This is a genomic window from Paraburkholderia sp. BGA-UO-ETr-F21, assembly GCF_059567925.1.
The window spans coordinates 745196-757485 of sequence record NZ_JCAQOY010000040.1; the positions used below are offsets into that span (position 1 = coordinate 745196).

General features: G+C 65.4%; 10 protein-coding genes. 5 read left to right on the top strand and 5 right to left on the bottom strand.

The window, feature by feature from the left end; translation table 11 throughout:
• Positions 1-13: 13 nt before the first annotated feature.
• The 5 genes from AC57B1_RS35840 to AC57B1_RS35860 all read left to right on the top strand — a co-directional run bounded on the left by AC57B1_RS35840 (position 14) and on the right by AC57B1_RS35860 (position 5553).
• Positions 14-1321: a branched-chain amino acid ABC transporter permease gene (locus tag AC57B1_RS35840; protein WP_496420337.1), complete on the top strand. Its 1308-nt coding sequence runs from the start codon at positions 14-16 to the stop codon at positions 1319-1321.
• Entirely contained in the window at positions 1318-2070 is a 753-nt protein-coding gene (locus AC57B1_RS35845; protein ID WP_496420056.1) for an ABC transporter ATP-binding protein, read from the top strand. The genes AC57B1_RS35840 and AC57B1_RS35845 overlap by 4 nt, the downstream gene beginning before the upstream one ends.
• Positions 2067-2780 (top strand): ABC transporter ATP-binding protein, encoded by a 714-nt coding sequence (locus AC57B1_RS35850; RefSeq protein WP_496420057.1) that lies wholly within the window; start codon positions 2067-2069, stop codon positions 2778-2780. Before AC57B1_RS35845 ends, AC57B1_RS35850 begins: the two co-directional genes overlap by 4 nt.
• Entirely contained in the window at positions 2777-2974 is a 198-nt protein-coding gene (locus AC57B1_RS35855) for a hypothetical protein (protein WP_496420058.1), read from the top strand. Before AC57B1_RS35850 ends, AC57B1_RS35855 begins: the two co-directional genes overlap by 4 nt.
• 194 nt (positions 2975-3168) lie before the next feature.
• The gene (locus AC57B1_RS35860; protein ID WP_496420059.1) at positions 3169-5553 is read left to right on the top strand and encodes a hypothetical protein; all 2385 of its coding nucleotides are present in this window, start codon (positions 3169-3171) and stop codon (positions 5551-5553) included.
• Positions 5554-5631: 78 nt separating this feature from the next.
• On the opposite strand, the gene iolB is transcribed toward AC57B1_RS35860, so the two are convergent.
• From iolB to AC57B1_RS35885, 5 genes are all read right to left on the bottom strand, one after another.
• Positions 5632-6432 (bottom strand): 5-deoxy-glucuronate isomerase, encoded by an 801-nt coding sequence (gene iolB / locus AC57B1_RS35865; RefSeq protein ID WP_496420060.1) that lies wholly within the window; start codon positions 6430-6432, stop codon positions 5632-5634.
• A complete protein-coding gene (gene iolE / locus AC57B1_RS35870) occupies positions 6429-7355 on the bottom strand; it encodes a myo-inosose-2 dehydratase (RefSeq protein WP_496420061.1) in 927 nt (308 codons plus the stop codon). The genes iolB and iolE overlap by 4 nt, the downstream gene beginning before the upstream one ends.
• Before the next feature lie 10 nt (positions 7356-7365).
• A complete protein-coding gene (gene iolD, locus AC57B1_RS35875) occupies positions 7366-9339 on the bottom strand; it encodes a 3D-(3,5/4)-trihydroxycyclohexane-1,2-dione acylhydrolase (decyclizing) (RefSeq protein WP_408354148.1) in 1974 nt (657 codons plus the stop codon).
• Positions 9336-11378 (bottom strand): bifunctional 5-dehydro-2-deoxygluconokinase/5-dehydro-2-deoxyphosphogluconate aldolase, encoded by a 2043-nt coding sequence (locus AC57B1_RS35880; protein ID WP_496420062.1) that lies wholly within the window; start codon positions 11376-11378, stop codon positions 9336-9338. Before AC57B1_RS35880 ends, iolD begins: the two co-directional genes overlap by 4 nt.
• 64 nt (positions 11379-11442) lie before the next feature.
• Positions 11443-12279 carry an ATP-binding cassette domain-containing protein gene (locus AC57B1_RS35885; RefSeq protein ID WP_496420063.1) on the bottom strand — a complete coding sequence of 279 codons (837 nt, stop codon included), beginning with the start codon at positions 12277-12279 and terminating at the stop codon, positions 11443-11445.
• Positions 12280-12290: the final 11 nt, after the last annotated feature.

The following is a 12290-nucleotide window of genomic DNA, read 5'->3' on the forward strand; positions in this document are numbered from 1 at the left end:
GTGCGTGACGACCGTGCGTGACCCAGGCGCATCGTCCGCGCTGTCCGCGACCGCGCCGCGTGCGGTGTGGCGCGTGCTCGCGCCGTGGCTCGCGCTTATCCTGTTCCTCACCGCGCCGCCTTTTGTCTGGCCGCAAAGCTGGCTGCTCGCCTATCTCGCGCAGACCGCGACGATGATCGTGTTCGCGCTTTCCTACAATCTGCTGCTCGGCGAGACGGGACTGCTGTCTTTCGGGCATGCCGCTTATTCCGGCCTTGGCGCACTCCTCGCCGCGCAGGTGTTCAACCGGATCGGCGTGCCGCTCGTGCTGTTGCCGTTGGTCGGCGGCATCGGCGGCGCGCTGTGCGGTGTGTTGTTCGGTTTCGTCTCGACGCGGCGTGCCGGCACCGCCTTCGCAATGATCACGCTCGGTCTCGGCGAACTCGTGGCCGCCGCCGCATGGACGCTGCCCGACTGGTTCGGCGGCGAGGCGGGCGTGGCGATCGATCGCGCGAGCGGAGCGTCGTGGGGCTGGAGCTTCGGTCCTGCACGCGAGGCGTATGCACTGATCGTCGTGTGGTGTCTGCTCGCGAGCGGGGCGATGTTCGCGCTCTCGCGCACGCCCTTCATGCGCGTTGCCAATGCCGTGCGCGACAACCCGGTGCGGGCGGCGGCGATCGGCTGTTATCCGCGCCGCATCCGTTACGGTGTGGTGGTGGTGTCGGCGTTTTTCGCGGGTATCTCGGGAACCTTGGCGCTGATCAACGTGGAACTGGTGTCGACGGAAAGCGTCGGCATGATGCGCTCGGGCGCAGTGTTGATCGCCACGGTGATCGGCGGCACGGCGGTGTTTTTCGGTCCGGTTGCGGGCGCGGTCGTTCTGACGTTTTTCAGTGTCGCGGTGGCGAGCGTCGCGCGCGCATGGCTGTTCTATTTGGGACTCTTCTTCATCGTGGTGGTGGTGATTTCGCCCGACGGACTCGCGGGTTTCGTGCAGCGGCATGCCGCGCGTGTAGCCACGCACGGCTGGCAGCGATGCCGCGCAGCGTACCTGTGGGGCACGGCGGCCGCGCTGCTGTGGACGGCGGTCGTCGTGCTCGCGGTGCAATGGGCGTACGCCGTGCAATTCGGGTTGGACGACGGCGGGGTCTTTAGCGGCACCGGTGGCGCCGGCGGCATGGGCGCGCTGGTCTGGTTGGGCGGGTCGCCGCTCACGCTCGGCGCCGCGCTCATCACGCTGGCCGCGCTCGGCGGAGTCGCGACGCATTACGCGATTCGCGCGCAGGCCCGCCTCGCAGCCGCGCTTTCGAGCGCTACGCACACCGACGGAGACGAGCGATGATCCCGGCGCTCGCGCTCTACGGTATCGAAAAACGTTTCGGCGCTACGCAGATTCTGCGCGGCGTCGATCTCGCGGTTCAGCCCGGCGAACGGCACGCGTTGATTGGTCCAAACGGCGCGGGTAAGTCGACACTCTTCAATCTGATCGCCGGCGGCGCGCGGCCGAACGCCGGGCGCATCGATCTGTTCGGCGCCGAGATTACGCGCCTTGCGCCGGCCGCGATCACGCGCCGCGGACTTGCGCGCAGCTTCCAGAACACCAGCGTGTTCACGCGCCTCAGCGTGTTCGACAACCTGCGCTGCGCGGCGCTGCTGGCGGAGCGCGACCGCACGCGCTGGTGGCAGCGTTTCAGCGGCTCGCGCACGGTCGACGCGCGGGCGGCACAGATGCTCGACGCGGTGGGCCTGAGTGCGCGCCGCCACGCTCAGGCGGGTACGCTCAGCTATGCCGAGCAACGCGCGCTCGATCTCGGCATCGCGCTCGCGGGCGGCGCGCATACCTTGCTGCTCGACGAACCGACTGCGGGCATGAATCGCGCGGAGGCGGCGCATGCCATCGAACTGATCCGCGAGACCACGGCGGGCCGCACGCTGTTGATGGTCGAGCACGACATGGACGCAGTGTTCGCGATCGCCGATCGCATTTCTGTCCTCGTGCAAGGGCGCATTATCGCGAGCGGCACACCGGCGGCGATCCGCGCCGATGCGGCGGTACGTGCCGCGTATCTCGGCGAAGGGTTCGGGACATGAGCGCCTTGCTCGACATTCGCGGACTCAATGCGTGGTACGGCGCGAGCCAGGCATTGCACGGCGTGACGCTGCGCATCGAGGCGGGCGAAGTGCTGGCGCTGGTCGGCCGCAACGGCTCGGGCCGTTCTACACTCGCGCGCGCGATCATGGGTCTCGTGCGCAGCGAAGGCGAACTGCGTTTTGCGGGCCGCTCGCTCGGCGGTCTGCGCACCTTCGAAATCGCGCGTCTCGGGCTGGGTTACGTGCCCGAACATCGGGACGTCTTCCCAACGCTAAGCGTGCACGAGAATCTTCAACTCGGCGTTGCGCCACGTGATCGCGGCCGTGCGCCGCGCTTCACTTTCGACGACGCCTATGCGCTTTTTCCCGTGCTGCACGAGCGCAAGCGCACGCGCGCGGGCGCGCTGTCGGGCGGCGAGCAGCAGATGCTGACGCTCGCGCGGGCACTGCTCGGCGATCCCGATCTGCTCGTGATCGACGAACCGGGCGAGGGTCTCGCACGTCTCGTGATGGAACAGGTCGCCGGATGTTTGCGGGCGCTGCGCGATCGCGGTGTGGCGATGCTGCTGATCGAACAGCGGCTCGTGATCGCACAGGACATCGCCAGCCGCGTCGCGGTGATGGGGCATGGCGAAGTGGTGTTCGACGATGCGCTCGCGTCGTTCGTGCAGAGGACTGACGTGATGCAGGAATGGCTCGGCGTTGGTTGATCGAGGCGCTGACTCGCCGTGTTTTATTGCAGCGCCGCATGGTGAAGGATGATCGTTTTGCTGTGCTGCTGAATGCCTTGCGCGTCGGTTGGCGAGCGCATTGCGTGCGCGGCGCGGCAATCGCGCCGGACATGCCGTTTGAATCTCATTTGCCGGTGCGCCGCTCAGGCCGCGCGCATGCGGCTTTCCGATGACGCGTCACGCCGATTCAAACGCTTGATCGTTTGGTGAGCGTCCTCCAGAAATCTTGTCGGCAGCGCGCTGACAAATAAAGACAATCGGGTAAAAGACGCGCGACGGCGGCTTGCTGTTTAAAGCCTGCGTATGCGCGACTCACCATGCCGTGCCCGGCGCGCGAAGACGCGTCGCGGCTCCAGGAGGAGACATCATGAGATACGGACGCGCGTTGGATAAGGTGTCGGCGAATCATGCGCCGATGCCGGCTTCGCACGAGGCAAGCCCGAAGCGCGCCTGGCGCTCGCCGATCAGCGCAGGCGCCGCGCTTCTGACGGCGGCGTTGCTGATGTCCGCCTGCGCCGATGCCAGTTCGACGACGGGCGACGCGGCATCCGCACCGGCAAATCCCGCGAACAGGGCAGCCGATGTGGCGAGCAACAACGTCAGCACGAATGACAGCCGTGGAAACGGCAACGCCAATTCCAACGCCAACGCCAACGCCGCCACTACGGATTCCGGGCTCGCCACTCAACCTGCCGCTTCTACACGTCGTCCCGCACTCGAACTGGCCAAAGCGAAACAGCTACTCGCGGAACAAAGCGTCGCGGCGCGCGTGCCATCGGCGAGCGGCCTGACCGAAAAGCGCAGCCGCCCGCTGACGCTGCGCGATTCCGGCATCGACGGTTCGCTGATGTTCGCGCGCGACGTGGACTTCCGCGTGACGGGCGACATCGGCTTCATGATCCACGACATGGCGGCGACGCTGAGCCCGGCGCGCGCCGGCCAGCCGATCGTATTCGACGATCCCACCAGCGTCACAATCAACGTCCACCGCGGCCATGTCACGCTGGACAGCGCCAAGCTCACCGCGATCTTCAATCGCTACCTGTTCCAGTATCAGGGCTCGCCGCTGCGCAACATGCGCGTCGTTCCGCAGGACGGCGGCAACTTGCGCATTACCGGCGAGATGCATCGCGAGACATGGGTGCCGATCGTGTTGAGCGGATCACTGTCGATGCGCAACACCGAGGAACTCGTGTTTCACGCCGATCATGTCGAAGTGGCCGGCGTGGGCGCCGACAAGCTGATGCAGGCCGCCCACGTGAAGATGGCCGACCTGCTGAAAGTGGACACGCCGATCGCGCGTCTCGACGGTGACGACGTCGTGATGCAGGTGGCCAAACTGACGCCGCCGCCCGCGTTGCGCATGACGATCACGCAGATCGAGACGAGCGCCACGGGCGTGCGCTTCACGCTCGACGACCGGAGCGTGCCCAACATCGTCTGGCCCGCGACGATGCCCGCGCGCGGCATGCTGGTGCAGGGCGGCGACGTCAAATTCATGCGCTCGATGCCGATGAACATCGACATGGCGCTCACGCCGATCGACAACAAAGCACCGTTCGTGCTGGATCTGTATCACTATCGCGAGCAGATGGCGGCCGGTTTTTTCACCTTCGACGAAGCGGGCGCGCTGGACGTGCATCTGCCGTCGTATACGACGCTAGCCAGCGCGGACAAAGACAAGGACTCGCCGGCGCAAACCGGCAGCGCGAGCGCGCGTTATAACGACAGCTTCATTCGCGCCCAGCAGGCAGCGCTCGCGCAGGCGCGGCTCGTGTGGCAACGCGTGCCGCAGACCGTGCAAACCGCCGCGGTGGCGCGCGCGATTCCGGTCGGCACACGCGCGGCGTTTTCCGGGCAGCGCATGTCGACGCCGGGTTCGGCGTTCAGCGATGAGCGCCATTCGCCGGGCCCCGCGCCGCTGATTCACGTCGAGAACGTCGACTTCTACGTGGCGGGGCGCATCGGTTTTCATGTGCGTTCGCTGGACGCGCAGATGGTGCCGAAAAAGCCGGGACAACCGGTCGATCTGGACGATCCCGATCAGTACGATATCCGCATTATCGGCGGCGAGGTCGTGGAGCCGTGGCCCGCCATGGCGGCGCTCTTTAACGACTATCTGCTCGACTACGAGCCGCGTTCGCTCAACGACCTGCAGTTGAAACCCGTGGACGGCAAACTCGAAGTGACAGGTGGCATCAAGTTGTGGAATCACTTTCCTGGAGTCTGGCTGCCGACCACGATGAGCGGCACGATCGTCGCCAAAGACGAGCGGCACCTGGTGTACGAACCGACTTCAGTAAAGGTGCTGGGCGTGCCGCAGGCCGGCTTGCTGCGCGCGCTGGATATTCCGCTCGCCTCACTCACGCCGTTCACGCGCAAGGGTGTGGCGCTCAAGGGTAACGAGCTGGTGTTCGATCAGTACACGGTGTTTCCGCCGCCGGTCCTGCAAGGGCGTCTCGCGAGCGCGACGGTTACGGATGAAGGCCTCGTGCTGAAGTTCAAGCGCGATAGCAACGTCGCGGCGGCAAGGCCGCCTGCGGGCGCGGGCAAGAGCTTCGTCTGGATCGAGTCCGGCGACGTGAAGATGTTCAATTCGCTGGTGACGAATACGCGCACGTTCATCAAGGACAGCTCGAACGCGGGCGTCATGAAGTTCGATCTGTACGCTTATCGCAAGGACGTGTCGAAGGGAACCGTGAGGATGGGCGAGGATGGCGGCCTGGATGTCGATCTGGCCGTCAGGAAGTAGCGTGGCTCAACTGGAGCCCGTTTGAAATTGGTTGAAGCCTGCGCGATGCCGTCTTGATGCGCCGCGCAGGCCGCAAGTTCAAGCGTCCTTATTGATGATCCACTCGTGCGCCGGGTCATTGCGGAAATGCCAGGTCCGCTTGCCGCCTGCCATGACGTTCAGATAATACGAGTCATAGCCATACGGCACGACCACGGGGTGATAGCCGCGCGGCACCATGACGACGTCGTGGTCCTCCACCGCCATCGACTCGTCGATATCGCGCATGTCGGTGTACACGCGCTGGAACGCAAACCCTTGCGGCGGATCGAGCCGGTGATAGTAAGTCTCTTCGAGCGAACTCTCGTGCGGCACGTTGTCGGTATCGTGCTTATGCGGCGGGTAGCTCGAAGCGTGTCCGCCAGGCGTTCTGACTTCGACCACCAACAGTGATTCCGCGGGCTCGGTCTGCGGAAGAATATCGCAGACGTATCGCGTATTCAGGCCTTTGCCGCGTGTCGAGCGCTTCATCGAAACGGGCTCGATCAACCTCGCGGGATACTTGCCTTCGGCAGGCGCGCTCGCCACGCCGATCTCGGCATCGCGGCAAGCGCGAACCGTCGCCCGCACGTTCGGCGGCAGATACACCGCATAAGGCGCGGCGTCCTCGAACACGCTGTCACGCGAGCCGATGGAACGCCAGGTCGTCTCCGCGGTTTCGATGTCCACTGTGCCGGTGAGCACGACAATGCACACTTCGCGAGCTGGCTCGTGCACGTGCACCACTTCGTTCGTGCCGAGGCGGTAAGCGGCAAACCCCACATATCGCCAGCAGGCCGACTCCGGTGTCACTCGCGCGATCGTTTGGCCTTCGCGCTGCGCCTTCACCAACAAGCTCATGCTGCCTCCTGCTCTGTCCTGTTTGCGGCGTCGAGCGGTGCGTCGACCAACGCGCGCAACGTCTTGTAGCCCTTTTGCGCATACTCGAACGAAGGCGCCACGACCGGGTCCTGTTCGGCTTCGACCACCAGCCAGCCGCGATAACCGTGCCGCTTCAATCGCTGGATGATCGCCGGGAAATCCACCGCGCCGTCGCCCGGCACCGTGAAGGCGCCGGCGATCACCGCGTCCAGAAAACTCCAGTTGCGATTGCGCGCGAGTTTCATCACGGCGGGGCGCACGTCCTTGCAATGCACGTGGCAGACCCGTGCGATATGTTTGTCGAGCACGGCAATGGGATCGCCGCCGGCAAACGTGATGTGTCCCGCGTCGAACAGCAGGCCGACAGCGTCACTGGTGCGCGCCATCAACTGATCGACATCGGCAGGCGTCTCGACATAAGCGCCCATGTGATGATGGTACGCGAGCCGCACGCCGCGGCTTAGGGTATAGCGCGCAAATTCGTCGACACGCTCCGCATAAGCGGCCCATTGCGCGTCGCTGAAAAAACGCGGCCGTTGATAAAGCGGCTGCGGCGCGCCCTGAATCGAATCGGCGACCTCGCCATACACCATCGCCGTCGCGCCGTTTTGCGCGAGCAACTCCAGATGCGGGCCGACGGCGGCGATTTCTTCCGCTACGCTTTGCCGAGCGAGACGTCCGGAATACCAGCCTGAGACCAGCGCAAGATCGTATTGCGCGAGCAGCGTCTTCAGCGCCTGCGGCTCGCGCGGAAACTTGTTGCCCAGTTCGAAGCCTTGATAGCCGATCTGGCGGCCTTCCGTCAGCGCCACCTCGAGCGGCGTCTCGCCGCCGAGCGAAGGCAGATCGTCGTTCATCCACGAGAGCGGATTGATGCCGATACGTACGTCGAAAGCAGTCATGCGGGCGTCCTCATTCGTTGTCGGTGGGGCCGGCGTTTGGCGCGGAGCTGGACGGTTCGGCGCGTGCCGCGAGTTGGGTTTCGTATTTCGCACGGGCGTCGCGTACCGCGGGGCGCGCCGAGACTTCCGGCACGGCCACTTCCCACCACCAGCCGCCGTCGTCCGTGGTGCGGGCAGCGTCGGTATCGATGCTGATGACATAGGTGCGATCGGCCACGCGGGCGCGTTGCAACGCAGCTTCGAGTTCGGCGACGTTCGCGGCGTGTTCGGCCTGGGCGCCCAGGGCGCGCGCATGGGCGGCGAAATCGATCTTGGGTGCGCCGAGCGGGCCCTGCTTGCAGTCTTCGAGCAGGTTGTTGAACGGCGCGCCGCCGCATGCCTGCTGCAAGCGGTTGATGCAACCATAGCCGCGATTGTCGAGCACCACGACGATCAGCTTCGCGCCGATCATCACGGAGGTCGCGATCTCGCTGTTCATCATCAGATAGCTGCCGTCGCCGACCATCACGATCACTTCACGCGCGGGCCGTGCGAGCTTGACGCCGAGTCCGCCGGCGATCTCGTAGCCCATGCACGAATAGCCGTACTCGACGTGATACGAGCCCGGTTTGCCGGCGCGCCACAGTTTATGCAATTCGGCGGGCAGCGTGCCGGCCGCGCAGACGACGATATCGTTCGCCGGCGAGCTTGCGCTCGAACGCTGTATCGCGCCGATTACATCGCCCTCGTAAGGCAGCACGCTGTCGCGTTGCGGCGCATGGGTGAGCGTGCTCACCGTATCGCGCCAGCCCGCCGCGAGTTTGTGTGCGCGCGCGGTCCAGGTGCGATCGGCGTGCCAGCCTTGCAGGGGTTCGGCGAGTGCATCGAGCGCAAGCCGCGCGTCGGCTTCGACCACCAGCGCGCGATGCTTGAGGCCGTCGAAAGCATTGACGTTGATGGCGATCACATCGGCTTGCGTGAACAAGGTGTTCGAGCCGGTCGTGAAGTCCTGCAAGCGCGTGCCGATCGCCAGCACGCAATCGGCGTCGTGCGCGAGCGCGTTCGCGGCGGGCGAGCCCGTCACGCCCAGCGCGCCCGCGTTCAACGGATCGTTCCAGGCAAGCGACCCTTTGCCGGCCTGCGTTTCCGCGACCGGAACGCCGTGCGCGGTGGCGAAACTATGCAGTGCATCGGAGGCGCGGCCGTAGAGCACACCGCCGCCCGCGACGATCAACGGCCGTTTGGCCTGCCGCAGACGCGCGAAGGCGGCCTCGATTTCGTCGATGCGCGGCGCGGGCGAATGAAACGTGACGATGCGCGGCTTGAAGAAGTCGACGGGGAAATCCCATGCCTGCGCCTGCACGTCTTGCGGCAACGCGAGCGTGACCGGTCCGCACAAGGCGGCGTCCGTCAGTACGCGCACGGCGCGCGGCAGCGCATTGAGCAATTGCGCCGGATGCACGATGCGGTCGAAGTAGCGCGACACCGGCTTGAGCGCGTCGTTGGCGGAGACGCCGCCGTCGTGGAAGTCTTCGAGCTGCTGCAATACAGGATCGGGTGCGCGCGAGACGAAGATGTCGCCGGGCAACAGCAGCACCGGCAAACGGTTCACGTGGGCCAGCGCCGCCGCGGTCACGAGGTTGGTGGCGCCCGGTCCGATCGACGTCGTGACGGCCATCATGCGGCGGCGGAAATGCGCCTTCGCATAGGCGATCGCGCTGTGCGCCATCGCCTGTTCGTTATGGGCGCGCAGAGTCGGTAATTCGTCGCGGTGCTGATACAGCGCTTCGCCGATCCCCGCCACGTTGCCGTGGCCAAAGATGGCGAACACGCCGCCGAACAGCGGATCGGTACCGTGGCCGTCCTCGGTCGCGACGCGTTGCGCGGCGAGATAGCGGACCAGCGCCTGCGCGGCCGTCAGGCGCACCGTGCCGCCCGAGCCCGTGCGAGCAAGGCTGGCGTCGTTGGCGGACGCCGCGTCGTGATGCATTACGCGCTGATTCATGCGGCCTGCTCCTGATGGACGTGGTGGGTCGCGCCCGGTTGCGTGGCGCTCGCGCCACGTGCTGCGCGCCACGAAGCGATCAACGTTTCGAAGGTGCGGCGCACGCGCGCGATCAATTCGTCGTCGCCGATTTCTCCGGCCAGCCATGCATGGCTCGGTTCGTGAAAGATCGTGCGCCCGACCGTGAAGCCGCGGCATGTCGCCGATTGCGCCGCCGCGCGAAAACCCTCGTTCAACTGTTCGACGGCCGCCGACAAACCGAGCAGGACCACGCCGCGGCAATACGGATCACGCTCGGCGATCAGCGCGTCGACGTTGCGCCATTGCGCGGCGTCCATCGGTTCGAGCTTCCACCACTCGGGATAGATGCCGATGTTATACAGGCGCTTCAATGCGCGATACACGGTGTCCGGCGCTTGCGGCAAATGCGCGTGCTTCGGCGGGATCACTTCGAGCAGCAGTTCATGGCCGCTTGCCTGCGTCGCGTCGTAGAGCGCGCGCAATTGGGCTTCCTGTTCGAGGCGCTGCTCGATGGGTTCGTCGGGATGAAACTGCACCAGGCATTTGACGATATGTTCCTGCGGCCAAGGGATCAGCGTGGTGCCGATCGAACGGCCATGATCGAACACGAGCGGCACCGAGCCCGGCAGTTCCACCGGGCGGCCGATCCACCAGCCGCGGCCGGTGGCCGCGTTCAGCGCGTCCTGGCCGTAGCGGTCGTCGATCAGCACGCCGATGCGGTTTTGCAAACCCAGCGCGCGCTCGGTTTGCGCGACGGCTTCCACGAACAGGCCTTTCAGTTGCGCAATGCGCGCGTCGTCGGCGGCGGTTTGCTGCGCGAGTTCGAAGAACTGGTTGCGGTGGTCGAAGGCGAAGCCGAGCACTTCGTCCCATTGCTTGCGGGCCGGCGAGACGCGATGCAGTCGTGCGAGGCGCGCGTCGCGATCCGGGCGGCGCATGCGCTGCGGATCGGCTTTGGCTTCGCGCAGGAAGTAGTCGAGTTCGGCGGGCGTCGGCATGGCCGGTGCGCAGCCGTGACGTGACACGACCAGCGCGCCGCTCGCGTTCGCGGCGCGTGCGCACGCTTCGAGCGGTTGATCGCGCAACCAGCCCGAGAGAAAGCCCGAGGCGAACGCGTCGCCGGCGCCGAGTACGTTCAGCACTTCGACTTCCACGCCACCTTGAATCGGCACGTCGTCGAGCGAGGCGGGCACCGCACCGTCGATAATCTGACAGCCCAGCGGACCGCGCTTGAGCACCAGCGTGGCCGGCGTGACGGCGCGCACCATCGCGAGTGCGTCGACCAGTTCGGTCTTACCGCCGGCGATACGGAATTCTTCCTCGGTGCCGATCACCAGATCGAACAGCGGCAGAATGCGCTGCAAATGCGCGGTGACGCCTTCGCTCGCGACGAAACGCGTTTCACCGTCCGCTTTGCCGGTGAGACCCCACAAGACCGGACGGTAGTCGATATCGAGCACGGTGCGCACCTGGTTGCGGCGTGCGTAATCCAGCGCGCGGCGGCTCGTGCGGTTCACCTGCTCGGTGGAAAAGTGCGTGCCGGTAATCAGCAGCGCTTTCGACGACGCGATGAAAGCCTCGTCGAAATCCGCTTCATCCACTGCCATATCCGCGCAGTTCTCGCGGTAGAAGATCAGCGGGAACGTGTCGCGGTCTTTCAGGCCGAGCAGCACGAGGGCGGTCAGGCGCTCCTGGTCGATACGCACGTGGCTGACGTCGCAGCCCTCTTTGGTAAGCGTCTCTGTGAGAAAGCGGCCCATATGATCGTTGCCGACGCGTGCCAGCATCGCTGACGCGAGACCGAGGCGCGCGCAACCGAACGCGATATTCGCCGACGATCCGCCGAGATACTTCGCGAAGCTCGACACGTCTTCGAGCCGCGCGCCGACCTGCTGCGCGTACAGATCGACGGCGAGGCGCCCGAGGCAGACGATGTCGCGGCTGCGGCCCGGCGCGAAGCGGCTGGCCGCCGTCGCCGGGGCGGACGTGATTGCGCTGGATGTGCTGGAATGATCCATGAAGTTTCCTGAATAGCTGAGCGCGGTGGCCGGCGCAGCGGCGCCGGTTCCTCGCGCGAATGAATCAGATCGTCGCGCCTTCGAGTTCGCCGATCATCTTCTGCATCTCGGCGCCGCCGGCCATCATGTCGAGCACTTCGTCCTTGCTGATGGTTTCCTTGGTGAACGTGCCGAGCGATTTGCCGCGATTGAGCACCGTGAACGAATCGCCGATCGGATACGCGTGATGCACGTTGTGCGTGATGAAGATCACGGATATGCCTTTCGCGCGCGCCTTGTGGATCAGCTTCAGCACATTGAAGCTCTGCTTCACGCCGAGCGCGGCAGTCGGTTCGTCGAGAATCAGCACGCGTGCGCCGAAGTGAATCGCCCGCGCGATGGCCAGACACTGTTTCTCTCCGCCAGACATGGTGCCGATCGGCTGATGCGGGTCGCGCACGTTGATGCCCATTTCCGCGAGCTTGTCGCGCGCGGTGGTGGCGCTCGTTTCCAGGTCCATCACGCTCAGGAAGCCGAACAGTTTCTTTTGCGGCTCGCGTCCCATGAAGAAGTTGCGTGCGACGGAGAGTAGCGGCACCAGCGCCAGATCCTGATAGACGGTGGCGATGCCCAGGTCGAGCGCGTCTTTCGGCGACTCGAACAACACCGGTTTGCCATCCACCAGATACTGGCCGGAAGAGGGCTGATGCACGCCGGCGAGCGTCTTGATCAGCGTCGACTTGCCCGCGCCGTTGTCGCCGAGCAGGCAATGCACTTCGCCGCGTCTCAGACGCAAGGTCACGCCGCTTAGCGCGATCACTTTGCCAAAGTATTTGTTGACGTTTTCGAGCGCGAGGATCACGTCGTCCTCGCGATCGCTCGCGCTGCCCACGGTATTCGCTACGTTATTCGTATCGGACATGGTCGTCTCCT

Bases quoted from the DNA above. Each gene is read 5' to 3' on its own strand.
- AC57B1_RS35845 (WP_496420056.1), top strand. From the start codon at position 1,318: ATGATCCCGGCGCTCGCGCTCTACGGTATCGAAAAACGTTTCGGCGCT.
- AC57B1_RS35850 (WP_496420057.1), top strand. From the start codon at position 2,067: ATGAGCGCCTTGCTCGACATTCGCGGACTCAATGCGTGGTACGGCGCG.
- AC57B1_RS35860 (WP_496420059.1), top strand. From the start codon at position 3,169: ATGAGATACGGACGCGCGTTGGATAAGGTGTCGGCGAATCATGCGCCG.
- iolB (WP_496420060.1), bottom strand. From the start codon at position 6,432: ATGAGCTTGTTGGTGAAGGCGCAGCGCGAAGGCCAAACGATCGCGCGA.
- iolE (WP_496420061.1), bottom strand. From the start codon at position 7,355: ATGACTGCTTTCGACGTACGTATCGGCATCAATCCGCTCTCGTGGATG.
- iolD (WP_408354148.1), bottom strand. From the start codon at position 9,339: ATGAATCAGCGCGTAATGCATCACGACGCGGCGTCCGCCAACGACGCC.
- AC57B1_RS35880 (WP_496420062.1), bottom strand. From the start codon at position 11,378: ATGGATCATTCCAGCACATCCAGCGCAATCACGTCCGCCCCGGCGACG.
- AC57B1_RS35885 (WP_496420063.1), bottom strand. From the start codon at position 12,279: ATGTCCGATACGAATAACGTAGCGAATACCGTGGGCAGCGCGAGCGAT.